The organism is Croceicoccus estronivorus (assembly GCF_001625325.1).
GTDB classification, from domain to species: Bacteria; Pseudomonadota; Alphaproteobacteria; order Sphingomonadales; family Sphingomonadaceae; genus Caenibius; species Caenibius estronivorus.
The window spans coordinates 129,120-152,767 of record NZ_JRQQ01000001.1 but is presented as its reverse complement, the minus strand read 5'-3'; the positions used below and the strand labels follow the sequence as shown (position 1 = coordinate 152,767).

General features: G+C 61.0%; 24 protein-coding genes. 12 read left to right on the top strand and 12 right to left on the bottom strand.

Features of this window, described 5'->3' with window-relative positions; all coding sequences use genetic code 11:
- Positions 1-26 precede the first annotated feature (26 nt).
- Positions 27-491, top strand: a complete 465-nt coding sequence (locus MB02_RS00750; RefSeq protein ID WP_067532164.1) for a tRNA (cytidine(34)-2'-O)-methyltransferase — start codon at positions 27-29, stop codon at positions 489-491.
- 31 nt (positions 492-522) lie between these two features.
- Here the strand turns inward: MB02_RS00750 and MB02_RS00745 are convergent, their stop codons facing one another.
- Complete coding sequence (locus MB02_RS00745; RefSeq protein WP_067531304.1) at positions 523-1,065, bottom strand: nuclear transport factor 2 family protein; 543 nt, start codon at positions 1,063-1,065, stop codon at positions 523-525.
- Between the two features lie 35 nt (positions 1,066-1,100).
- The gene (locus tag MB02_RS00740; RefSeq protein WP_067531302.1) at positions 1,101-1,748 is read right to left on the bottom strand and encodes a TetR/AcrR family transcriptional regulator; all 648 of its coding nucleotides are present in this window, start codon (positions 1,746-1,748) and stop codon (positions 1,101-1,103) included.
- Positions 1,749-1,960: 212 nt separating this feature from the next.
- Between MB02_RS00740 and clpB the strand changes: the two genes are divergently transcribed.
- Complete coding sequence (gene clpB / locus MB02_RS00735) at positions 1,961-4,540, top strand: ATP-dependent chaperone ClpB (RefSeq protein ID WP_067531300.1); 2,580 nt, start codon at positions 1,961-1,963, stop codon at positions 4,538-4,540.
- Positions 4,541-4,670: 130 nt separating this feature from the next.
- Complete coding sequence (gene mtnP, locus MB02_RS00730) at positions 4,671-5,549, top strand: S-methyl-5'-thioadenosine phosphorylase (protein ID WP_156495367.1); 879 nt, start codon at positions 4,671-4,673, stop codon at positions 5,547-5,549.
- A 49-nt stretch (positions 5,550-5,598) separates the two neighbouring features.
- On the opposite strand, the gene MB02_RS00725 is transcribed toward mtnP, so the two are convergent.
- The 7 genes from MB02_RS00725 to MB02_RS00695 all read right to left on the bottom strand — a co-directional run bounded on the left by MB02_RS00725 (position 5,599) and on the right by MB02_RS00695 (position 12,933).
- Positions 5,599-6,618 carry a type II secretion system F family protein gene (locus tag MB02_RS00725; protein ID WP_067531296.1) on the bottom strand — a complete coding sequence of 340 codons (1,020 nt, stop codon included), beginning with the start codon at positions 6,616-6,618 and terminating at the stop codon, positions 5,599-5,601.
- Positions 6,619-6,640: 22 nt separating this feature from the next.
- Positions 6,641-7,612: a type II secretion system F family protein gene (locus MB02_RS00720; protein ID WP_067531294.1), complete on the bottom strand. Its 972-nt coding sequence runs from the start codon at positions 7,610-7,612 to the stop codon at positions 6,641-6,643.
- A gap of 90 nt (positions 7,613-7,702) precedes the next feature.
- On the bottom strand, positions 7,703-8,986 hold the full coding sequence (locus MB02_RS00715; protein WP_067531292.1) for a pilus assembly protein CpaE: 1,284 nt from the start codon (positions 8,984-8,986) through the stop codon (positions 7,703-7,705).
- A 3-nt stretch (positions 8,987-8,989) separates the two neighbouring features.
- A complete protein-coding gene (locus MB02_RS00710) occupies positions 8,990-9,625 on the bottom strand; it encodes a CpaD family pilus assembly protein (RefSeq protein ID WP_235829373.1) in 636 nt (211 codons plus the stop codon).
- 26 nt (positions 9,626-9,651) lie between these two features.
- Positions 9,652-11,352, bottom strand: a complete 1,701-nt coding sequence (locus MB02_RS00705) for a type II and III secretion system protein family protein (RefSeq protein WP_235829372.1) — start codon at positions 11,350-11,352, stop codon at positions 9,652-9,654.
- A gap of 1 nt (position 11,353) precedes the next feature.
- A complete protein-coding gene (gene cpaB / locus MB02_RS00700; RefSeq protein ID WP_067531290.1) occupies positions 11,354-12,355 on the bottom strand; it encodes a Flp pilus assembly protein CpaB in 1,002 nt (333 codons plus the stop codon).
- Positions 12,356-12,438: 83 nt separating this feature from the next.
- Positions 12,439-12,933 (bottom strand): A24 family peptidase, encoded by a 495-nt coding sequence (locus tag MB02_RS00695; RefSeq protein ID WP_067531288.1) that lies wholly within the window; start codon positions 12,931-12,933, stop codon positions 12,439-12,441.
- Between the two features lie 80 nt (positions 12,934-13,013).
- Here MB02_RS00695 and MB02_RS00690 point away from each other — a divergent pair, with 80 nt between their 5' ends.
- The 3 genes from MB02_RS00690 to MB02_RS00680 are packed head-to-tail and all read left to right on the top strand — an operon-like array spanning position 13,014 to position 15,325.
- Complete coding sequence (locus MB02_RS00690; protein ID WP_067532157.1) at positions 13,014-13,997, top strand: alpha/beta fold hydrolase; 984 nt, start codon at positions 13,014-13,016, stop codon at positions 13,995-13,997.
- A complete protein-coding gene (locus MB02_RS00685; RefSeq protein ID WP_082825879.1) occupies positions 13,994-15,091 on the top strand; it encodes an NAD(P)/FAD-dependent oxidoreductase in 1,098 nt (365 codons plus the stop codon). Before MB02_RS00690 ends, MB02_RS00685 begins: the two co-directional genes overlap by 4 nt.
- A 57-nt stretch (positions 15,092-15,148) precedes the next feature.
- Positions 15,149-15,325 carry a YegP family protein gene (locus MB02_RS00680; RefSeq protein ID WP_067531286.1) on the top strand — a complete coding sequence of 59 codons (177 nt, stop codon included), beginning with the start codon at positions 15,149-15,151 and terminating at the stop codon, positions 15,323-15,325.
- A gap of 32 nt (positions 15,326-15,357) precedes the next feature.
- Here MB02_RS00680 and rnhA read toward each other — a convergent pair whose 3' ends face one another.
- Genes rnhA through ispH form a run of 3 tightly spaced genes read right to left on the bottom strand, consistent with a single transcriptional unit; the run spans position 15,358 to position 17,784 of the window.
- Positions 15,358-15,804 carry a ribonuclease HI gene (gene rnhA / locus MB02_RS00675; RefSeq protein ID WP_067531284.1) on the bottom strand — a complete coding sequence of 149 codons (447 nt, stop codon included), beginning with the start codon at positions 15,802-15,804 and terminating at the stop codon, positions 15,358-15,360.
- Between the two features lie 14 nt (positions 15,805-15,818).
- The gene (gene thrB, locus MB02_RS00670) at positions 15,819-16,802 is read right to left on the bottom strand and encodes a homoserine kinase (RefSeq protein ID WP_067531282.1); all 984 of its coding nucleotides are present in this window, start codon (positions 16,800-16,802) and stop codon (positions 15,819-15,821) included.
- A gap of 7 nt (positions 16,803-16,809) precedes the next feature.
- Positions 16,810-17,784 (bottom strand): 4-hydroxy-3-methylbut-2-enyl diphosphate reductase, encoded by a 975-nt coding sequence (gene ispH, locus MB02_RS00665; protein ID WP_067532145.1) that lies wholly within the window; start codon positions 17,782-17,784, stop codon positions 16,810-16,812.
- Positions 17,785-17,915: 131 nt separating this feature from the next.
- On the opposite strand from ispH, the gene MB02_RS00660 reads away from it, so the two are divergent.
- From MB02_RS00660 to scpB, 6 genes are all read left to right on the top strand, one after another.
- Complete coding sequence (locus MB02_RS00660; RefSeq protein WP_067531280.1) at positions 17,916-18,566, top strand: hypothetical protein; 651 nt, start codon at positions 17,916-17,918, stop codon at positions 18,564-18,566.
- A 45-nt stretch (positions 18,567-18,611) separates the two neighbouring features.
- On the top strand, positions 18,612-20,357 hold the full coding sequence (gene argS, locus MB02_RS00655; RefSeq protein ID WP_067531278.1) for an arginine--tRNA ligase: 1,746 nt from the start codon (positions 18,612-18,614) through the stop codon (positions 20,355-20,357).
- A gap of 2 nt (positions 20,358-20,359) precedes the next feature.
- Positions 20,360-21,082 carry an SPOR domain-containing protein gene (locus tag MB02_RS00650; protein ID WP_067531276.1) on the top strand — a complete coding sequence of 241 codons (723 nt, stop codon included), beginning with the start codon at positions 20,360-20,362 and terminating at the stop codon, positions 21,080-21,082.
- 92 nt (positions 21,083-21,174) lie between these two features.
- Entirely contained in the window at positions 21,175-22,194 is a 1,020-nt protein-coding gene (nagZ, locus tag MB02_RS00645; RefSeq protein ID WP_067531274.1) for a beta-N-acetylhexosaminidase, read from the top strand.
- Complete coding sequence (locus tag MB02_RS00640; RefSeq protein WP_067531272.1) at positions 22,191-22,991, top strand: segregation and condensation protein A; 801 nt, start codon at positions 22,191-22,193, stop codon at positions 22,989-22,991. Before nagZ ends, MB02_RS00640 begins: the two co-directional genes overlap by 4 nt.
- Positions 22,988-23,611: an SMC-Scp complex subunit ScpB gene (scpB, locus tag MB02_RS00635; protein WP_067531270.1), complete on the top strand. Its 624-nt coding sequence runs from the start codon at positions 22,988-22,990 to the stop codon at positions 23,609-23,611. The genes MB02_RS00640 and scpB overlap by 4 nt, the downstream gene beginning before the upstream one ends.
- Positions 23,612-23,648 lie beyond the last annotated feature (37 nt).

Genomic DNA, 23,648 nt, shown 5'->3' with positions numbered 1-23,648 from the left:
CAGCCTGTGTGGTCGGGCGTTCATCCATGTCGATAAGTATCGTCCTCGTTCACCCGGAAATTCCCGGCAATACCGGCGCGATAGGGCGCACCTGTGTCGCTCTGGACATGGAACTGGTCCTGATTCACCCGCTGGGGTTCGACCTTTCGGACAAGCGGGTGAAGCGTTCCGGCCTTGATTACTGGCCGCACGTGCGGATCACCGAATTTTCGAGCTGGGATGCGTTTCTGGAGGCACGTAGCCCGCGTGGCGACCAGCTTTTCCTCTTTGAGGAATATGGCTCCCGCAGTTTTTATGAGCCGGACTACCCCGATGACGCCTATCTCGTCTTTGGCAGCGAGACGAAAGGGTTGCCTGCCAAGATTGCAGAGCCGCTTTCCGACCGCATGGTGAAGTTGCCCATGCGGTCGGAACATATCCGTTCGCTCAATCTCGCCAATACCGTGACCGCCGCCGCTTATCAGGCGTTACGCAGGCAATTTGGCCACTGATTACGGCTGCGGTAAGCCCCGGTAACCGATATTATGCTGTGGCCCGGTCCTTCCAATGCAGCAGGTGGTCGATGTTCTTGCGTTCATCAGGCTTGCGTCCGGTCCTGGCCAACTGGTGCGCCGTTACCTGAATGCCGGGACGCAAGGGTTCGAACGCTTCCCACACCCGATCGTATTCGGTCCGGGCGATCAGCCAGGTGCCGTTCTGCCGGACGTACTGATCCTTGTAGATCAGGCAGCCCATAGTGATTTCCTTGCGATCGAGTGCGATGTGGAAATCCTCGCAATACCAGATGCCTTGCGCGGAATCAGATCCGGTGAATTCGATGTCCGGCAAGTGTGCGTGGTGCATGGTGATCATTTCCGAATGGTGTGCGTTCATCAGGAAATCGATCATCTCGTCCTTGCCGTGTGCGATCGCCGTATAGGCACCGCCGCGATATTCGACGGTGACGTTATCCGTGAACAGTTGGCGTAGGAGAACTTCGTCCCCCGCATCGGTCGCCCGGCAATAGCGGCTCTTGAGGCGTTTGATTTCCTCCAGATCGGGCAGTTGTTCCACAGTATATGACATGACATCCTCTCCTTGGGTTTATGCGTGTGTTTGCGTCATGAATTGAGGAATTGCGCGAGCTGGCTCGCCAATATCCGGGCAATCGTCCTGCTGTCGGCGGCCCATCCCGCGATCAGGTCCATGGAGATCTGGTCCAGCTGGGACAGCAGCATATGAGCGCGCAAGGCGTCTTCTCCGTCGGGAGATGCGGCTGCGCGTCTGAAAGCGGGATAGACTATACCGAGACGTGCGAATTCTGCTGCATATCTGGCCCGAGTGCGCGCGGAAAACGAAGGCTCCGCAGCGGCGACATGGCGAAAGATCCGCATGTATTCGCCTTGTTCCAGCATCACGCTGAATCGTCGCTGCACCCATTCGGCAAGGTCTGCCTCGCTGGCCTCCGGCCCCAGGGCGGCGAGATCGTCGAAATCTTTCAGGATGAATATCCCGACAGTGTCGGCCAATGCCTCCGCCGCGCTGAACTTGCTTGGAAAATAGACATAGAAACTTGGACGGCTGATGCCCGCTTCGCGCGCGATGTCATCGACGGTGACAGCTTCATAACCCAGTCGCGAAAAGGTCGTCTTGGCTGCTTCCAGTATGCGCAGCCGCATTTTTTCGCCGCGCAGGCTGCGGGCATCGACAAGCCTGAGTGACGACAGGTGGTCGGCAAGTGGCGCGGTCAATTGCTCATCGGTGGTCATGGGCCTGGATTCCGTAGGTGAACGCGCATCAAGCTATGTGATGTTGACAATATGTCAAAATAAATCGACAATCTGTAAAAAAGTAATGGCGGTGCCGTCTGGCGGCAAGGTTTTGGGCGAGCGGGAGCAGGTATTGGAAAAATTTGATCCATGTCCTTGTGTTGCAAAGGGGCAACACTATCTGATGACCGAAAGGCAGTGAGGGACATCTCATGAATCTCGAAAAATTCACCGATCGCGCCAAGGGTTTTATCCAGTCGGCACAGACCGTTGCCATCCGCATGAGTCATCAGCGGATCGCGCCGGAACACTTGTTGAAGGCATTGCTCGAAGACAGCGAAGGCATGGCTGCGGGGCTGATCCAGCGGGCCGGGGGCAACGCGAATTTTGCCGTTGAGGAAGTTGACCGCGCGCTTGCCAAGATACCTGCCGTTTCTGGCGGAGGGGCACAGCAGTCTCCCGGGCTCGACAATGATACCGTGCGCATACTCGACCAGGCGGAGCAACTCGCGACGAAGGCTGGCGACAGCTACGTTCCGGTACAGCGGATCGTGCAGGCTTTGGCGCTCGCAACCACCACTGCGGCCGGGCAGGCGCTCAAGGCGGCGAATGTAACGCCACAGGCGCTTGAGGCTGCCATTCAGGAAGTTACGGGCGGCCGTGCAGCACACAGTGCGGGTGCCGAGGAAAGCTACGAAGCGATGGAAAAGTACGCACGCGACCTGACTGCGGCCGCACGTGAAGGCAAGCTCGATCCGGTCATCGGCCGTGACGAGGAAATTCGCCGCACAGTGCAGATTCTCGCCCGGCGGACAAAGAACAATCCTGTGCTCATCGGCGATCCCGGCGTGGGCAAGACAGCTATTGTCGAAGGGCTTGCGCTGCGTATCGCCAATGGCGATGTGCCTGACAGCTTGAAAGACCGCCGCCTGATGGCGCTGGACATGGGCTCACTCATCGCTGGCGCCAAGTACCGCGGCGAGTTCGAGGAACGGTTGAAAGCCGTACTCGACGAAGTGAAAGGTGCCGAAGGCGAAATCATCCTTTTCATCGACGAAATGCACACGCTTATTGGCGCGGGTAAGTCTGAAGGTGCGATGGACGCGGGCAACCTGCTGAAGCCGGCGCTTGCCCGGGGCGAGTTGCACTGCATCGGTGCGACCACGCTCGATGAGTATCAGAAATACGTTGAAAAGGACGCTGCGCTTCAACGGCGGTTTCAGCCGGTTTTCGTGGGTGAACCGACGGTCGAGGATACGATTTCGATCCTGCGTGGGCTTAAGGAAAAGTACGAGCTGCACCACGGCGTGCGGATCACCGACGGGGCGATCGTGGCGGCGGCAACATTGTCCAACCGCTACATTTCCGACCGGTTTTTGCCGGATAAGGCGATCGACCTCATGGATGAGGCCGCCAGCCGTATTCGTATGGAGGTGGAATCGAAACCGGAAGAGATCGAATCTCTCGACCGGCGCATCATCCAGCTCAAGATCGAGGAATCGGCGCTGGCCAAGGAAAACGACCAGGCGTCTAAGGACCGGCTGGCCGCGTTGCGGGAAGAACTGGCCAATCTGGAACAGCAAAGCTCTGAACTGACGACCCGCTGGCAGAACGAGCGGGACAAGATTGCTGCCGAGGGCAAGATCAAGGAGGAGCTGGATCAGGCACGGATCGAACTGGAACAGGCGCAACGGTCCGGGGATCTCGGACGCGCCGGGGAGCTTTCCTACGGGAAGATTCCCGAGCTGGAAAAACGGCTTGCCGATGCGCAGGGCCAGACTGACAACGCCTTGCTGCGCGAGGAAGTGACCGATGACGATATTGCCGGTGTCGTCAGCCGCTGGACGGGTGTTCCAGTGGACAAGATGATGGAAGGCGAGCGGGAAAAGCTCCTCAAGATGGAGGAAGTTCTCGGCAAGCGTGTCATCGGGCAGGAGCAGGCTGTACAAGCCGTTTCCAAGGCTGTGCGGCGCGCGCGCGCCGGACTGCAGGACCCGCATCGTCCGTTGGGCAGCTTCCTGTTCCTCGGGCCGACAGGGGTCGGCAAGACGGAACTGACCAAGGCCTTGGCCGAATTTCTGTTCGACGACGACACGGCGATGGTGCGCATCGACATGAGTGAATTCATGGAGAAGCACGCGGTGGCCCGCCTGATCGGTGCACCTCCGGGCTATGTCGGATACGAGGAAGGCGGCGTGCTGACTGAGGCCGTGCGGCGCAGGCCCTATCAGGTCGTGCTGTTCGATGAGGTCGAGAAAGCGCATCAGGACGTATTCAATGTCTTGCTGCAAGTGCTCGACGACGGGCGGCTGACGGATGGTCAGGGCCGTGTGGTCGATTTCAGCAACACCTTGATTATTCTGACCTCCAATCTGGGTAGCCAGTACCTCACCACTATCGAGGAAGGTCAGGATGTCGAAAGCGTCGAGCCGCAGGTCATGGAAGTGGTGCGGGGCCATTTCCGGCCCGAATTTCTCAACCGGCTGGACGAGATCATTCTGTTCCATCGGCTTGGCGCCGACCATATGGGGCCGATTGTCGAAATCCAGGTCGGGCGGGTGCAGAAGCTGCTGCAGGATCGCAAGATCGTGCTGGAGCTCACTGACGCGGCGAAGCGCTGGCTGGGGCGGGTCGGCTACGACCCGGTCTATGGTGCACGGCCGCTGAAGCGGGCAGTGCAGCGCTACCTGCAGGACCCTCTGGCGGAAAAACTGCTGGGTGGAGAGATCCCCGATGGCTCGACCGTTCACATCGACGAAGGCGATGGTGCGTTGAACATCACTGTTGGTTGAACCCAAACGCAGTTTTCAGGAGCCCCGGTCATGTGCCGGGGCTCTTTCATTTCACCTTCCGTTGCGGTCTTGACCGTGGCGGGGCCGCTACCTAGGCCGGTGTTCCACTAACCGGCAGGAGGATCTGGCCGTGCAGCGCGAATGGCATATCGGTGTTATCGGCGGTTCGGGGCTCTACGCCGATATCGGACTGGAAGATGCTCAGCAGATCGCGGTGCAGAGCCCTTTCGGTGTACCTTCCGGCCCTGTCACTGTCGGCCGGATCGGCCCGGTCCGCTTCAGTTTCATCGCCCGGCATGGGGAAGGGCATCCCTTGCCGCCATCGTCAGTCAATTACCGTGCGAATGTGGATGTTCTGAAACGCTGCGGCGTGACGGATATTCTGGCGATTTCAGCAGTCGGATCGTTGCAGGAGCAATTCGCCCCTGGCGATTTTGTCGCCGTCGATCAGATGATCGATCGGACGACGGGCCGTGAGCGGAGTTTTTTCGGGCCGGGGCTCGTCGCGCATGTCGCGCTTGCCGACCCCGTTTGCCACCGTCTGTCCGAACTGGTGGGAGACGGGGCTGAAAGGGCGGGGGCTACGGTTCATCGCGGCGGTTGTTATGTCGCGATCGAGGGGCCGCAGTTTTCGACCCGCGCGGAAAGCAGGATGTATCGCCAATGGGGCGCGGACGTGATCGGGATGACCGGAATGCCCGAGGCCCGACTGGCTCGCGAGGCGGAGCTTCCTTACGCCATGCTTGCCATGGTCACCGACTATGACAGCTGGCGCGACAGCGAAGCGGGAGTCGAAGTTTCCGAAGTCCTCGCGGTGGTAAAGGCGAATGCTGACCTTGCACGAGGGGCTTTGCAACGGCTGGCCCAACTGCTGCCTGCCAAGCGGACGCCGAGCCCGGCCGATACGGCTCTGGATGGTGCGCTGGTGACTTCTCCCGACAAGCATGACCCGGCACTTTGGGCGCGGCTGGATGCAGTGGCCAGACGGCTTCTTGCTACGCCTGAGTAAGCCAGAACGAAAATAAGGGGGCCCCGCGAGGCAACCCCTTATCTTGGGCCTAGCCGCCGGCGTGTCCGGGGCCACCGCTGCCGAAGGCATCGGCGATCGAGCATGCCGCAGGGCCCAAAATGACGACGAATAGCGTCGGCAGAATGAACAGGATCAGCGGAACGGTCATGATTGCCGGCAGTCGCGCGGCCTTTTCTTCTGCCCGCATCATGCGTTCGTTACGGAATTCGGCAGACAACACGCGCAATGCGGATGCCAGCGGGGTGCCGTAGCGTTCGGTCTGGATCATGGTCGTGACCACGCCTTTTACCGCATCCAGATCGACGCGATAGGCAAGGTTGTCGAATGCCATCTTGCGTTCGGTCAGGAACGACAGCTCAATCGCGGTCAACGCAAATTCATCGCCCAGTTCGGGATAGGCACGGCCCAATTCCTTTGCCACGCGGTTGAAGGCGGCATCCACGGTCAGGCCGGCCTCGGCGCAGATGACCAGCAGGTCGAGCGCGTCGGGCAGCCCTTTGCGAATGGCGTCGGACCGCTTCGAAATCATGTTCTGGATGTAGAGGTCCGGGGCCTTGTAGGCGCCAACCACCATTACCGCGAAACCGAAAAACCGTTTCATCCCACCCCAGTCGGGGAACATGTTGGAGACATAGAACAGGAAAAGAGCGACCACACCGAAAACGATCGGCAGGATCAGTCGTCCGAAGATGACGGCGACAGCCCATTCCTTGTTGCGAATGCCGGCCTGGGCCAGCTTTTGCTGGATTTTCTTGAGTTCGGTGTCCTGCAGGACCTTCAGGCCTTGCAGGGTGTGCCGCATCTTGTCGGTCGTTTCGTTCTTGCGGACGAGGCTGGCGCGCTTCTTGGCCGAATTCACGATGATGCCGGCCTTGAGCTGTTCCCGCCGCTCGTTGAGCGATTTGACGCGCTTGGCCATCGGGTCGCGAACGGTCACAGCCGTGTAGATCGCGAAGATGACGGCCATGGCGGCGATCCCGGCAAGGATCGAGCCGACCAGAACGACATCGACACCGAGGAGAGTTGGACCGGGCGTGGTGGTAATCATGACTGTTCTCGTCCGCTCCTGCTCAGATCTCGAAACTGACCATCTTGGCCATGATGAAGACACCGATGCCCATCCAGATCATGCCGCCAAGGCCGGCGACAATCAGCCGTTCGTCAGTGAAGAAGGAGCCAATGTATTTTGGATTGATCCACCAAATCAGGCCGAAGACGATAAACGGCAGCGACCCGACGATATAGGCCGAAGCCTTGGATTCCGAACTCATCGCCTTGATCTTTAGCTTCATCTGGGCACGCTTGCGAAGCACGTCGGCAAGGTTGGACAGGGTTTCGGCAAGATTACCGCCGGTTTCCCGCTGGATCGCCAGAGTGATGCAGAAGAAACTGAATTCGGCTGTGTTGAGACGGTCCGCGGTTTCCTGAAGCGATTCCTCCATTGTACGGCCGACCTTGATACGATCGACGATCGCCTTGAATTCCTCGCCCACGGGGCCCGGTACTTCCTGTGCCACCACGGCAAGAGTTTCGGTTACCGGCAAGCCGGACCGCAAGCCGCGTACGAGCAGTTCGATCGCATCGGGAAACTTGGACGTAAAATTGTTGGTGCGCCGGTTGATGAAGAAATTCACCACCATGTGCGGCAAGCCGGCGCCGACAAGGATACCGAAGCCGAGCGACAACAGAGGTGCACCGCTGCGCAGATAGATCAGCACTGCAATCGTCAGAGCGAGCCCGAGAGAAGCATAGAGATACTGGGTGATGGTCCAGTTCTTGCCGGTGCGGTGAAGGCGCAGCGCAAGTGCTTCGGCGCGAGACTGGGAACCGGCAATCTGGTGGACCTTGGGCTTGCGAGCGGCCACGGCCTTGCGCAACTGGGCTTCGACCTTGTCCTTGGTGCTTTCCGAGTGTCGTTCGCGGACACCCTGCAGGCGCCGGGCGCCTTCCTTGGCCGCTGACGGCCCCGACAATGCACTGTAGGCAAGGATCAGGGCCAGGATCAGCCCGGTGGCGATCAGCAGTAGCTGGAAAATGCTCATGTCCTGGCCTCGACTTTCCTTACCCGCATGCCTTCGGACCCCGGCGAGGCGGCGGCGCGGACGCTATTGCGCATGCCGCCTCGCAGAAGGTCATTCAGCGTGTGCCTTGTCCTTCTTCGCCACGAGGCTCTTGAGATCGAGCTTGCCCAGCAGGGATCCCTTGGCCTTTGGTGCGGCCGCGTCTTGTTTTCCTTCGGCCTCCTCAGCCGTACCGATTATCGTTTGCGCAAGATGGCGCATAACGGCGGTGGCCTTGCTCGACGGGTTGGCGTCGACGAAGGTGTGTCCCAGCTTGGCGGCATTGGCAGCCGCCTTCTGGTCGAACGGGATCAGGTAGTCGATCTTGTGTTCGATCGACGCTTCGAAATCGGCCTTGGAAATCTCCCCCGGACCGGGAGGTACGCGATTGGCCACGATCAGCGGGCGCACGTGCGACGCGTTCGCTTTCAGCCATGCGAGAATGCGAATGGCATCGCGCGCTGACGCGAGCGTCAGTTCAGCGGCGATCACTGCAACATTTATGTCCGCCATCAGGTGCGGGAAATTGATCAACATGTTGCGCGGCAGATCGACCACCGTCATTTCGAAAGCCTGGCGGAATTCTTCCTCCAGCTGAATGAATGCCGATCCGTCGGTCATCAGCGGAGCGTTGATCGGCGCTTCGGCTGACAGAATTGCCAGATTGTCGTTGGCGCGGATCATTGCGCGTTCGATGAACAGGCCGTCGATGCGGCTGGGGTTGTCGATCGCGTCAGTCAGACCGCGTCCGGGCTCAAGGTCCAGTGTCAGCGCTCCGGTGCCGAAATGCACGTCGAGATCGAACAGGGCGGTCGGCATCTTGTGATCGGCACTGAACAGCCAGGCCAGCGACGTGGCGATCGTGGAAGCGCCGACGCCGCCGCGCGTTCCGATAACGGCGGTTGAAATGTGCCGTTTCGGCGTCGCACCATCGGCGGATTTCGGAGAGGTGAAAACCAGTTGGGCCTGGGTCAGCGCATCGCGCAGCTGGGCGGCTGTGAGCGGCTTGAGCAGGTAGTCGTGAATCCCGCTGGCCAACAGATCGCGGTAGAGACGCACGTCATTGACCTGGCCTACGGCGATAACGACCGTACCCGGTTCGCAAACTTCGGCCAGTGCGTTGATATCGTTCAGCGGGTCTCCGCTTTCCGACAGGTCGACCATGAGGATGGCCGGACTCGCGCTGATCGACAGGGACTGGACCGCATTACGCAGCCCGCCCTTGTTGCACTTTTCCGGAGGCCAGCCCATTTCGATAATGACCGGGCGCAACTGGTCGAGCGTGGTATCGTCGCATACGTAGGCCGCGAACGGATCGCGATTGCCGGACATTCCAGGTTTCCAAGGTGCGTTCATGGCTCAGTTCCCCCCCGTTGCGTTCGTTGTCAGGCCCTTCATGCCGGTAGGCGCCTGAGTGCGATAACTGTCGATCGCCTTGTTCGACGACATGACCACTGTCTCGCCAGAGCCACGTGCGCCGCGAATGAGATGTTCGGGATCGGCCACCATGGCGGCAAGATTGCTGTTCACGGCGCAGCCGAAATTCGACCGGGTCTCGTTGCCGAGATTGGACGCGAAAGTATCGGACCAGTCCGGGCAGTTCGGCACGCTGGCAGTGGAACGGGTGATGACCACGCGGGCATTGCCGGGATCGACATAGCCAGGAGTGACCGGCGTACCTTCGGCCAGCAGAATGCCGTAGCGCCCTGCAATCTGGCTCACCACATTGCGGGTGACGGGGCTCTCGAGAGGATCGTCGAGTGCAACCCGGTCGCCGTAGCGCAGATCCATCGCTTCGAACCATCCGGCCAGTCGGCGCTGTTCGGGCAGCGACAGGCCACCGGCCCCCGTCACGAGGTCGATAGTGTAGTTGGTCCGTTTGACGACCGGCTGATGCAGGCTGTCAAGTCCGCGCTTTTCATAGCTGGCGCTGGAGCACCCTGCCATGGTCATCCCCAGAGAAAGGAGGATGGCGGCGGCCACCGGTTTTGTCATGCGATTGCGCATCATAGTCACCTTTCTCAATTAATGCTGAAGCCGGGAGCCGCAGCCTCTTTGGCCTTGCTGTCGCTCTTACGCGATTTGCTGCGCGATTTGTCTTTCTTGTCCGCCCTGGCCGACGGCGCAGTGAGCGCATTGTCCGAAGAGCCGAGCTGAGGATCGGTCGGAACCTCGGGATCTGCCGTGGGCATGGGGCGGGTTTCGTTGCTGCGCCCCTTTGCTTCCATGTTGCCCATGAACTGCTCGAAAGCGGTGGGGGCATGGAACCCGTCGGTTGGCAGCTTGATGTCCTTGTCGTCGACCGGGTTGACCAGGAACGGTGTGACCACGATCACCAGCTCAGTCTGACCCTTGCGGAACTCGGTCGACCGGAACAGGGTGCCAAGGATCGGCAGATCACCGATGCCCGGTGCCTTGTCGATCGCGTTCTGGGCATTGTTGCTCAACAGGCCGGCGATCATGAAACTCTGGCCCGAGCCGAGTTCGACAGTCGTTTCCGCCCGACGGACGGTGAGAGCCGGCACCTGATAGCCGTTCAGCGTCACTGCACCTTGTGTCGAGAGTTCGGACACTTCGGGGCGGACGCGGATCGAGATGCGGCCATTGGCGAGAACGGTCGGCGTATAAGAGAGGCTGACGCCGTATTTCTTGTATTCCACGCTGGTCGTGCCGAGGCCCTGACTCATTGGAATGGGGAATTCACCACCTGCCAGAAAGTCGGCGGTTTCGCCCGAGAGAGCCGTGAGGTTCGGCTGCGAAAGCGTCGTCACGAGGCCCATCTGTTCCCCGAGGTCGAGTGCGCTGGCCACATCCATGCCCAGCAGCTTGCCCGCGAAGTTGAGCGCGGTCGTGCCGTCGGTCGGTGCCTTGAAGGTGTACTGCGTGCCGCCAGTGATGAACTTGCCGCTGGCGGGATCAAACGGCAGGCTGAGTGTGCCTGCCGGAAGATTATAGAGCGACGAGGCGTCGAGCATCGGCAGGCTGCTCGTGTCGAGATTGCCGATCGTTGCGAAATCCCGGCCGCGTGACACACCGAACAGGAAACCGCCGCTATTGTCGCGTGACATCAGGTTGGTGCCGAGCGAACGAACGAGCGAGCGGCTGACTTCCGCAAAGCGGACCCGCAGATTGACTTGCAACGGCGTCGCCATTTTGAGGCGGCTGATGACGGTCGAGCCTTCGCCGACGAAAGCCTTGACCAGCCGTTCGGCTTCGGCGGCATCTTCCGGTGCCGCGACGGTCCCGGTCAGCAGCACGGTGCTGTTGCTCATGGTCGAGACGCCGATTTTCGCTTCGGGCATTGCCAGCGAGAGCATCTGGTCGATGCTATCGAGGTTGGAGCCGACGCGGATATTGGCCGACCAGATAATCGCGCCGGTAGAGTTGCTGGCATAGACTGTCGTTTCTCCGCCCGCCTTGCCGAAGACATAGAGCTGGCGTTGCGACTTTACCTGCACGTCGGCAATTGAGTCGTTGGCCACGAAAATGTCGGCCATTGCACCTGGTACAGTGATCAGCTTGCCCCGGCCGATCGAGAGATCGACATCGTTGGAAGGCCGGGCAACGGACTGAGCCAGAGCGGCATCGACGGTCAGTGTGCCCATCGGCACCACGGCGCAGGCTGCGCTCATGATAGCGGCGGTCAGGCGGCGTTTCATCATCTTGCCCTTCGTTTGCGCAGCGCGCGGATCAAGCATGGTCTTGGCGTGATGTGCGGTCATGTCACTTCCCCCCGACCGGAACGGCTTCGGTAGTCTTGCCGCGGGTCACGCGGACCACCGGGCCCATCTGGGCGAAAGCCGTTGCCGCAGGTGCGCCACCGCCAGGCATCGGACCGGACCGGCTGCCGGATGAGGGCATCGAGCGGCGCTGGAAACGGGAGACATCCCCACCAGTGACGTAACTGGAAGACTTGTCCTGAGGGCGGCCCATGGCCGTGCGCAGGATCTTCTCTTCTTCGCTTTTGCTCACCCCGTCGGGCACATCGACTGCGCCGCTGGCAATTGCGCGTTCAAGCTCACCCTGATTATCGGCAAGCGAACGCAGTGACAGGCTGATAGTGCCGATGGTCTGTGCGACTGCAATCTTCTCGGCAATCTTGGGAGTTACTTCGAGCGTGACGGTGCGGAAGGCGCGGACCACGGTCTTGCCATCCACCACCTCGCTGTCGGTCGACTGGTCTGTGGCCAGGACACGGACATTGCTGAGGAAGGTTTCCGAAGCACGCAACGGGCCTTCTTCGTCGCCCTTTACCGTCTGGGTGAGGACCAGATCGACACGGTCGCCGGGGAAAACAAAGCCGGCCACGCCCGTCTTGGCGGATACCGGGACAGTCACGGCGCGCATGCCCGGGCCAAGTGCCGCGGCAAGGAAACCGCGGTCGCCCGGGCTGACCAGAGCGCCCTGAGTCACGGGTTCACCTGCGGTAATCGCATGGCGGACCACTGTGCCCAGCAGCTTGTTCATGTCGGTTTCGCCATCGACGAAATAGGCGTTCTCGACCATTTCGCTCGGCCATTGCTGGAACCCGATTGCATCTGCCGTGATAATGGTTCCAACCGGAAGCGCGCGTTGCGCGACCAGTACCTTGGGGCCTTTCGGCGCCTGCGGTACGGCGTTGGCCTGCGGTGCGGATGCACCTGTCAGCATGCTCCGGGCGGCGAGGGCGGTGCCGATCGCGATGATCAGTGCCCCCAGCAGCAGAACCAGCTTTTTCCTATCCATGGCGCTTTAAGCCCCCTCATTGTTCCCGGCGAGTGCCGGAAGATCATCGTTCCGCAATACCGCGTTAATGGTTAACATCGGGTTCACCCCAAAAGGCTCGAACGAATGGGATTGTCGGAAAGATATTGGATGCCGAGGATCGAGATCCCTGCCGCTGCAATCGCGACACCATAAGGTATCGCCAGTTTGCCGCGTTGACGGCGGATGACGTGCCAGCCGGCCATCACGATGGTCAGCATGCCGCCGACCAGAGCCATGATGAGCAGCATGCGAAGAAACCAGTCGGGTTCTAGCCACAGGGCCAGGGCCGCGAGCAGCTTGACGTCGCCGCCGCCCATGGCGCCGATTGCAAACAGAACCGCAAGCACCAGAAACACGCCGGTCGCCATGCCGATCTGGATCGCGACACCGGGCCACAGGTCGAGCCCGCTGGCCCACCAGAAAACCGGCGCACCCGCGACGATGGCTATGTTGAGCCAGTTATCGATCTGGCGGCGGCGAATATCGGTACATGCTGCGACCAGCAGCAGGACCGCCAAAGCGAGCAGCAGAAAATCGTGGAAAAATCCATCTTGCATTGAAAGCCCCCCGGCTTGATCCCAGGGGACGTGGTAACGGGCATGACTTACCAAAAAGTAACCAAGGGCAGGAGGCCGGTATTAGCCAATATAGTCCCGGTCATGAGATAGCCTTCGATCGCAGGGCCATTCCGGCTGATGCCGTCGAGGGGCGCTGGAACGCATCGGATGGGTTTGCGATTCGCCGGATCGACTGGCCCGGCCCCGGCGGCGCTGCGCGCGGTTCGATCCTGTTCCTGCCGGGCAGAGGCGATGCCTACGAGAAATATCTTGAGACGCTTGATTACTGGGCGCGGAAAGGCTGGAGGGTAACAGCTCTCGATTGGCGAGGGCAGGCCGGTTCAGGGCGCCTGGGAACGGATGAGGTTACCGGCCATATTCCGGACTTCTCTCTATGGGTCGATGATCTTTCGGCCTTCTGGAGCACCTGGAAACGCGAAACGCCGGGGCCGCATGTCCTTGCCGCCCACTCGATGGGGGGGCATATCGCCTTGCGGGCGCTTGCGGAAAAAAGGGTCGATCCGGTGGCGCTGCTGCTTTCCGCTCCGATGCTGGGCTTTACGACAGGGCTCCTGCCAATTCCGTTGTTGCATGGCATCGCCATGCTGATGACCCGTATTGGCGATCCGCACCGCCCGGCGTGGAAGTGGAGCGAGAAGCCGGGTGAAGTACCGGCCGATCGCAGCGATCTTCTGACTCATGACCGGGATCGCTATGCCGATGAATTATGGTGGCGCGAGCACCGGCCAGAGCTGGTCATGGGGCCGGGGAGCTGGGGCTGGATTGAGCGGGCCTATGCTTCGATGCGCGCGCTGGAGCGGCCGGGCCTGCTTGAAAGTATCACGACCCCGGTGTTCGTTCTTGCGACCTCTGCGGATCGGCTGGTCAGCCCAAGTGCCATCAGACGAACTTGTGCCCGCTTGCCCGAATGCGAAATGCTGTGCTTCGGCAAGGAGGCTCGCCACGAAATCCTGCGAGAGGCCGATCCGGTTCGGGATCGTGCATTGACCGCCATCGACGGATTTCTCGATCGCGTGGCACCCGGAACAGGGGATGACGGGTGAGCGAAAGCGCCGATATAGTCATTGTCGGGGCAGGGATGGCGGGTGCGAGCCTTGCGGCGGAGCTTGCTCCTCATGCCCGGGTTCTGGTGATCGAGAGCGAAGCGACACCGGGTTATCATGCGACCGGGCGTTCGGCTGCATTCTGGGTGGAGAGTTATGGTGGCCCCCTGGTCCAGCCTCTCACCTCCGCGTCGGGGCCCTGGCTCGATCAGCATGGCTTTTTGCGCGCTCGTGGCGGTCTCACGATTGGCCGGGCAGAGCAGCGCAGGGAACTGGACGGGTTCATGGCGGAATTTGTCGGTTCGGGCATTCGGCTGGAACGATGGGATCGTGCCCGGATGGAGGGGTGCGTTGCCGGATTGCGGCCGGAATGGGTCGAAGCCGTCTATGAGCCTGACAGCAAGGACATAGATGTTGCGGCGGTCCACGCGCATTTCCTCAATTGCGCCCGCCGCGCAAATGTCGAGGTTCGCTGCAATAGAGCACTGACCGCCGTCGAACGGACCGCTGGCGGCTGGCAGCTTGCATTGGCGGACGGCTCAGCAGTGAAGGCAAGTGTGCTGGTCAATGCGGCAGGGGCCTGGGCTGACGGGGTGGCGGAGATAGCCGGCTTGCGACCCCTCGGTATTCAACCCTTCCGCCGAACGATGCTTCAGATCCGCACCAATCCTGTCCCCGCCGACGATATGCCGGTCGTGCTCGACATCGGCGGGACCTTCTATTTCAAACCGGAAAGCGGACGGCTGTGGCTCAGCCCCCATGATGAGACGCCGAGCGAGCCATGCGATACCGCTCCTGAAGAGATCGACGTGGCGCTGGCGATCGACCGGTTGCAGGGCGCGGTCGATTGGGGAGTCAGGAAACTGGATCACAAATGGGCGGGGTTGCGCAGCTTCGCGCCTGATCGTTTGCCCGTTTATGGTTTCGATCCGCGTGACAGGGCGTTTTTCTGGTTTGCCGGGCAAGGTGGTTTCGGCATTCAGACTGCTCCAGCGGCAGCGCGGCTGGCCGGTCAGATGCTGCTTGGGCTCGCACCTGATGCGATGACAGCCGCACTTGATCCTCTGCGCTACAGTCCTGCACGTTTTGCCTAGCCAATGGCGGACCAGCCATTAATCTGCGAGCGGACACCAACCGAAAGGAGCAGCACGATGGCCCACCGTTTCGAGATCCGGAAGAACAAGAAAGGCGAGTTCGTCGCTTATTTCTGCTACAACGCAGAAACGATCTTCTGGACGGAAGGCTATAGTTCCAAGGCCAGTGCGAGGAATGCTATTGAATCCATCAAGAAGAATGGCCCGACTGCGGAAATCGTCGATGAAAGCTGATTGAACGATACTAAGCGTAGCCGGAAGCGAGCTTATGTAGCGCTGTTTCCGGCTGCTACGGCGGCATCACTGGCAAGACGGTCGGCCCGTTCGTTTTCGGGGTGGCCATTGTGGCCCTTGACCCAGATCCATTCGATCTGGTGCCTCGCCGCAGCCTCGATAAGCTCGTGCCACAGTTCCGCATTCTGAACTGGCTTCTTGCTGGCGGTTTTCCAGCCATTGCGTTTCCAGCCATGAACCCAGCGGGTGATGCCGTCCATTACGTACTTGCTGTCAGTGTGAAGCAGCACTTCGCACGGTTCGATCAGGGCTTCCAGCGCCTTGATCGCGGCGGTCAATTCCATCCTGTTGTTGGTCGTATGCGGGTCGGAGCCCGACATTTCCTTCTCATGCCTGCCGGCGCGAAGTAGCGCGCCCCAGCCGCCTGGGCCGGGATTGCCCTTGCAAGCACCATCGGTGAAGATTTCTACGCGTTTCATCGGGTTGGCTTGCCTCAAGCGCCGGGCAAGGGGAAGGCTTCTTGCCCCCGTTCAACATAGAAACGGAGCCGCCGGGCGAAATCCATTGGGTCCTTGCGGGTCACCATGGCGTCGGCGGGCGTGTGCAGCCAGTCGTAGGCGCGCGTCATCAGAAACCGCATACAGGCCCCGCGGGCCAGTACCGGCAACGCCACATATTCTGCATCGGAGAGCGACCGGACAGAGCAATAGCCCTCGATCAGTGCTTCTGCGATAGTCGGCCGGTAGGTTCCCTCTGCGTCAAAGCACCATGCGGCATGAGTCACGGCAAGATCGTAGGCGGTGATGTCGTTGCAGGCGAAATAGAAATCTATCAGACCACCGACCTTATCGCCCATCATCAGGACATTGTCCGGAAACAGGTCGGCATGGATGACCGATTGCGGCAAGTTTCGCGGCCAGTTCGTCATGAGGAACCCCAGTTCCTCCGTTACGAGGTCCGGAAGGGTGGGATCGATCTGAGTTAGTCCCGCTTCACTGCAATCGTCAGCCAGTTCGCGCCAGCCGTCGGGCCCAAGCCCGTTGGCACGTTCGCCCGTGAAGTCAGAAGAGGCGAGGTGGATGCCGGCCAGTGCGGCACCAACCGAGCAAGCCTGCGCTGGTTCCGGGTGATCGACGGATATGCCCGGCAGAAATTCGATCAGGGCCACTGCCTTTTCGCCCAGCATCCGGTATGCCTGCCCCGCGCGGTCGTGGATCGTGCGGGGGACTGGGCACCCTTTTTCCGCCAGATGATCCAGCAGGCCCAGAAAGAACGGCAGTTCCGTCAGCTCAATCCGCCGTTCGTACATCGTCAGGATGAAACGCGCACCGGTTCCGTCCGCCCCGGTCGTTTCCACCAGCCAGTTGGAATTGGAGACGCCTTCGGCAATCCCCTTGGCCGAGACGAGCGCCCCGACATCGTATTCGCGGATCAAGGCGGCGAGTTCTTCTGCGCCGAGATGGGTGTAAACTGCCATCTGCCGCCTACTCCGCCAGTTGCCGGGGAAGTTTGAAGATCATGCGTTCCTCGGCTGCCACATGGGTGTGTTCTTCCACTTGCCGCCACGAAGCCAGCCGTTCGACCACTTCGCGGACGAGCGTTTCGGGGGCAGAGGCCCCGGCTGTCACGCCCACGGTATCGACATCTTCCAGCCATTCAGGGGCAATGTCGCTGGCCCGTCCGATAAGTTGCGCGGGTGTGCCGCTGCGTTCGGCCACTTCGACCAGACGCACCGAATTCGACGAATTGGGCGCGCCAATCACCAGCACGAGATCGCAATCGGGGGCAATCGCCTTGACCGCAGCCTGGCGATTGGATGTCGCGTAGCAGATATCTTCTGCCTTGGGACCGACGATATCGGGGAAACGCTGCTTCAATGCCGCGACAATTGCGGCAGTATCGTCGACCGAAAGTGTGGTTTGTGTCAGAAACGCCAGCGGAGTGTTGTCCGCGAATTCAAGCGTGGCGACATCTTCCAGCCTTTCGACCAATGTCATCGCCCCGTCTGGAACCTGACCGAAAGTGCCGATCACTTCGGGGTGCCCGCGGTGGCCGATGAATACGATATGGCGCCCTGCCTGGACCTGTCGCTCGGCCTGGCGATGGACCTTGCTGACCAGCGGGCAAGTCGCGTCGAGGTAGGAAAGCCCCCGCTCTTCGGCTGCGGCGGGGACGGATTTGGGGACGCCATGGGCGCTGAACACGACCGGCACGCCATCCGGCACCATGTCCAGTTCCTCCACGAAAACCGCACCTTTTGCTTTCAGTCCGTCGACCACGAACCGGTTGTGGACGATTTCGTGCCGGACATAGACCGGTGGACCGAACCGTTCGAGCGCGCGCTCCACTATCTCGATCGCGCGGTCCACGCCGGCGCAAAAGCCGCGCGGCGCGGCCACGAGGACCGTCAGCGGCCGTTGACCGCCGATTGCGGTTTCGCGAGGCAAGGGTGCATTCATGCGCATGCCTCTAGCGCCTGGGGCGCGGCGGTGGAAGGGTATGCGAACTTTCCCGGCGACAGGACCAGACCCGTTGCGCTTTCGTTGCTCAGGCCGTAGGGCTGCTGCCGACCTTTTGACGAGGAACGACAATGACTGCTCGCTTTCGCCTGCTTGCCCTTGGACTTTGCGCTACCGTTGCCTTGGCCGGCTGCAGGTCGAAGGGTGACATCGTCGTGGAAGAAGGCGTGGGCATCACCGCTTTGCGGACAGTCTGCCCCGCAGTGGGCGTGCCCGACTACACTGGCGACATCACCTTGTTCAATTCGCAGGAGCGGACCGCCAGTGCGCTCGCAGTTACGGCGGCGATTACCAACGTACGTGTGGCCTGTGACGATTCGGGGTCGGACATCTATTCGGTCGCCACGTTCGATGTCGTTGCCCGGCGTTACAACACGCAGGGCCCGGCAACGGTCACTCTGCCGTACTTCTCCACAGTCGTGCGCGGCGACAGTGCCATCGTTTCCAAACGCATCGGCACGGTTACTCTGAATTTTGCGCCGGGACAGGAACGTACGCAGACGACCGGTCAGGCCGGGGCCTACATCAATCGGGCGGAAGCAACTTTGCCCGACGATATCCGCGAGCGAATCACTCGCAGGCGCAAGTCTGGTGAAGCCGATGCTGCTGTCGATCCGCTGACAGAACCCGACGTGAAGGCGGCAGTTGCCCGCGCCAGCTTCGAGTTGTTGGTCGGTTTCCAACTGACCAAGGATCAACTGGCCTACAACGTCACGCGGTAAGGGATACCTTCCCCCGGGCGCATAAACCCGCTAACCGCGCGGGCCATGTCCGATATCACTACTCTTCATGCCGCCTTCGCGGCCCATGTATCCGATGCGCTTGACGCCCTCGAACGCGATGGCGCGCTGCCTGCTGGTCTGCCGCGTGGTAATGTCGCTGTGGAACCGCCGCGCGATCCCAGCCATGGCGATCTGGCCACCAATGCCGCGATGGTGCTGGCAAAGCCGGCCCGAACCAATCCGCGGGCACTGGCCGAACTGCTGGTGGCGAAGCTGGGCGAACTGCCTGAAGTGACCAGTGCCGAGATCGCAGGGCCTGGCTTTATTAACATGCGCATCTCCGATGATGCATGGCGTGCTGAAATGACAGGCATCGCTGCCTTGGGTGCCGAATATGGCCGTTCCACCATGGGGGGAGGGACCACGGTGAATGTCGAATATGTCTCGGCCAACCCGACCGGGCCGATGCATATGGGGCATTGCCGGGGCGCCGTAGTCGGTGACGCGCTGGCTGCACTGCTCGAATATGCAGGGCACAAGGTTGTTCGTGAATACTACATCAACGATGCTGGCGGACAGGTCGATGTGCTCGCCCGCTCAGTACATCTGCGGTATCGCGAGGCCCTGGGTGAAGAGATTGGCGCTATTCCGGAAGGGCTCTATCCGGGTGCCTATCTTGCCCCGGTCGGACATCGGCTGGCCACGCACTATGGCAGCAAGTTTCTCGACGCGCCGGAGGCTGAATGGCTGGCACTGTTCCGCAAGGAAGCAGTGTCCGACATGATGGACATGATTCGGGCGGACCTGAAGCTGCTGGGGATCGAACATAACGTGTTCTCGTCCGAAGCGGCTCTGCAGGCTGCCGGAAAACCGGCTGAAGCCGAGGCATGGTTGCGGGCGCATGATCTCGTTTACGATGGAATGCTGGAAGCGCCGAAGGGCAAGACGCCGGAGGATTGGGAGCCTGTAGAGCTGCCGCTGTTCCGTTCGACCAAGTTCGGGGACGATCAGGATCGCCCGATCAAGAAGAGCGATGGCAACTGGACTTATTTCGGCGCCGACCTGGCCTATCACTTCCAGAAGGCGGAAAACGCCGATGCCCTGGTGGATATCTGGGGTGCAGATCACGCGGGGACGGTCAAGCGTATCAAGGCTGCCGTTGCTGCGTTGACTGAAGGCGCGGGGCGCGCGCTGCCGTTCGAGGTCAAGCTGGTTCAGATGGTTCAGTTGCTGCGTGACGGCGAACCGGTGAAGATGTCCAAGCGGGCGGGTACGTTCGTGACTCTGGCTGACGTCGTACGCGAAGTGGGCAAGGATGTGGTGCGGTTCACCATGCTGACCCGCAAGCCTGAAGCGCAGATGGATTTCGATTTTGCCAAGGTGGTGGAAGCGAGCAAGGACAACCCCGTATTCTATGTCCAGTATGCCCACGCCAGGATCGCGTCGACCCTGCGCAAGGCAGCCGAACAATCGTTGGGGCCTTCATCCGAAAACATCGAGCGGCTTGGTGCGGAAGAACTTGAACTGATTAAGCTTGCGGCTCAATTCCCTCGCACAGTGGAAGCGGCTGCGACCGCCCGCGAACCCCATCGTATCGCGTTTTTCCTGCACGATCTGGCTGCCGCCTTCCATGCATACTGGAATCTTGGCAATGATCGGCCGGAGATGCGCTTCGTCTTGCCGGAAGATCCGGCCTTGACTGGTGCGCGGCTTTTTCTTGCCATCCAGGTTGGACAAGTGTTGAAAAACGGTCTTGCGCTTCTGGGCGTGGAGGCTGTTGAGGAGTTGTAGGTATGAGCGGGTTCGGCGAATTCGACCGTAATGGCGAAGATGACGGTCGCCCGGACGGCATGGAAGCCGGGCCGGACACTGCCGCGCAACTTGCCCTCAATGATGAGGATGAGCGCCTGCCATGGCTCGAATCAGGTGAAGATGATGAAGAGGAAGGCGTCGATACCGGGCGGATAGTCGGTTTCGCGTTGATCGGATTTACCATTCTGGCACTGATCGTCGGCCTGATCTGGTGGCTGGCCAATCGTGGCCCCGATCCCGACATGGTTGCAGATGGCGGCACCATCGAAGCGCCGGACAAGCCATACAAATCCAGGCCGGACGATCCGGGCGGCAAGGAATTCGCCGGTACGGGCGACACCAGCTTCAAGGTTGGCGAAGGGGAAGTCACCGAAGGCAAGCTGGCGACGCAGGAAGTGCCGAAGCCTGCCGATCCCGACGCGGGTGAGGCCAAGGCGGGGGACAGCGAGGCAGCAGAGCCGGCAACGAGTGGTGTCGGTGTGCAGGTTGGAGCATATTCCACCAAGGCCAGCGCCCAGACGGGCTGGAACACGCTGTATGCTTCCAACGAAGTGCTCAAGGGTTACAAGCATCGCATCGTTCAGGGGAAGGCGGATATCGGCACTGTCTATCGTTTGCAGGCAGTCGCGCCGGATGTCGCTTCGGCGGAGAGCCTGTGCGCCAAGCTCAAGGCTGCGGGCACGGCCTGCCAGGTCAAGCAATGATCGCCAGGCCGTGATAGCGGGCGGGATGTAATCCACATGCGAGGCAAGGCTTGAACTTGCTTCGATGAGGCTTTGCTGCGACTTTCCCTATCATGATACCCGCGATTTTCGGGATGGCCGGCCCCATATTGACCGCTGACGAGCGGGCGTTTTTCCGTGAGTGCGATCCGGCCGGTTACATCCTTTTCGGCCGCAACGTGGAAAACCGCATCCAGTTGCGGGCGCTGACGGATTCTCTCCGCGAATTGCACGGCCGTGATCGTGTATTCATCTGCATCGATCAGGAAGGCGGTCGCGTTGCACGGATGAAGCCGCCAGAATGGATGGCCTTCCCGCCCGGCGAAGTGTTCGATCGCTTGTACGATGTTGCGCCTGCGAGCGCGATCGAAGCGGCACGCGCCAATGCCGAAGCGCTTGCTATCGATCTGGCCCGGGTAGGGATCACTGTCGATTGTCATCCCCTGCTGGATGTTCGCCAGACAGGTGCGCATGACGTTATCGGTGACAGGGCGCTCGGGGCGGAGCCTTTGCGCGTGGCCGCGTTGGGGCGGGCGATCCTCGCCGGTCTTGCCCGCGCAGGGGTGGTGGGGTGCATAAAGCATATGCCGGGCCATGGCCGGGCACTGGCCGACAGTCACAAGCAATTACCCACTGTCGATGCCAGCGAGGAAGAGCTGGCCATCGACTTGCAACCATTTCAGGCGTTGTCGGATTCGCCCGTGGGTATGTCGGCCCATGTTCGCTACACCGCCTGGGATGCGGAAAACCCGGCCACGCTATCCCCCTTCGTGGTGGAGGAGGTGATCCGCAAGCGGATTGGATTTGCCGGGCTGTTGCTGACCGACGATCTCGACATGCAGGCGCTTTCCGGCACTGTGCCGGAACGGGCGGAACGCGCCATTGCGGCCGGTTGCGACATTGCGCTCAACTGCTGGGCAAAGATGGAAGACATGGTCGGGATTGCCGAACGTTTGCCCTCGATGGGTGAGAAAACCGCCATGCGGTTGCAGCGCGCACTGATTGCTGTGGGCGATGATGGAACTGCGGGCGTGCAGGAAGAACTGATTGCCCGGCGCGATAGCCTGCTCTCGCAGATCGAGGCCGTGGCATGAATGATGAGGGCGTCCTGTTCGGGTCGCCTGACCAGACTGACGACTGGCTCGCTCCTGCCTCCACCCAGGCTGAGGAAAAGGCGCTCTATCTGGAACTGGATGGCTGGGAAGGACCGCTTGACCTGTTGCTCGATCTGGCGCGACGGCAAAAGGTCGATCTCAAGACCATCTCGATCCTGGCGCTGGTGGACCAGTACCTGGCCTATATCGAGCAGGCCGAGGCGCTCCGGCTGGAACTGGCCGCCGATTATCTGGTGATGGCGGCGTGGCTGGCCTATCTCAAGTCCGCAATGCTGCTCCCGCGGGAAGAGCAGGAAGATCCAAGCCCGGAAGAATTGGCCCTCCGCCTGCAATTGCGGTTGCAGAGATTGTCGGCGATGCGCGAGGCGGCGGCCCGATTGCTGGCGCGCGACCGGCTGGGACGAGACGTATTTGTGCGCGGCGCGCCTGAAGGGCTCCGGGTCGACCGCAAGAATGCCTGGCAGTGCGAGTGGTTCGATCTTGTTCAGGCATACGGACAGGTCCAGGCCCGCAACACCCCTGTCGTCCATATGGTGCGAGAGCGCCCGGTTATGACGCTGGAGACCGCGATCCAGCGGGTTCAGTCGATGCTGGGCCTTACGCTGAACTGGATGCAGCTGGAGGAATTTTTGCCGGTGCATCACGATCCACGCCTGCGCAAATCGGCGCTTGCCTCCAGTTTTCTCGCGGCACTGGAACTGGCACGGACAGGGCGGGCGGAAATTGCGCAGGAGGAAACCTTCGGGCCACTGCGTTTGCGCCGGATCGCCTCATGAGTGAGGAACCGGACGACTTGCTGCGAGCGGTCGAAGCGACCTTGTTCGCGGCGGAAGAACCGATGAGCGTGGAGGCTCTTTCCACTCACCTTGGCGGTGCCGACGTGCGGGCGGCTTTGCGCGAGTTGACGAGCCATTATGAGGGGCGCGGTGTGCAACTGGTGGAACGGGGCAGGCGTTGGTATTTCCAGACAGCCCCCGATCTGGCCCATCTGTTGCGCAGGGAACGGGAGCAGGTTCGCCGCCTTTCCCGGGCGGCGACGGAAGTGCTGGCGATAGTTGCCTACCACGAACCCGTCAGCCGCGCGGAAATCGAATCGATCCGTGGCGTCCAGACGGCCAAGGGTACGCTCGACGTGCTGCTGGAAGCAGGATGGGTGCGAGTCGCGGGGCGTCGCGAAGTGCCGGGTCGCCCGGTGATCTATGCGACGACTCAGGAATTTCTCGCCCATTTCGGATTGGCTTCGCGCCGCGACCTGCCGGGTATCGATGAATTGCGCGCAGCCGGACTGCTCGATCCGGTGGAAGAGGCGCTGGAAGGCTTGCTTGGGGCGGATTCCGGCGACGAAGAGACGGATGAAGGCCAGCAGGCGGAAAACTCGTCAGACGAAGCGGCCTGACTGGCATTGGCTTTACAAAGCGCCTATATCGGCCACC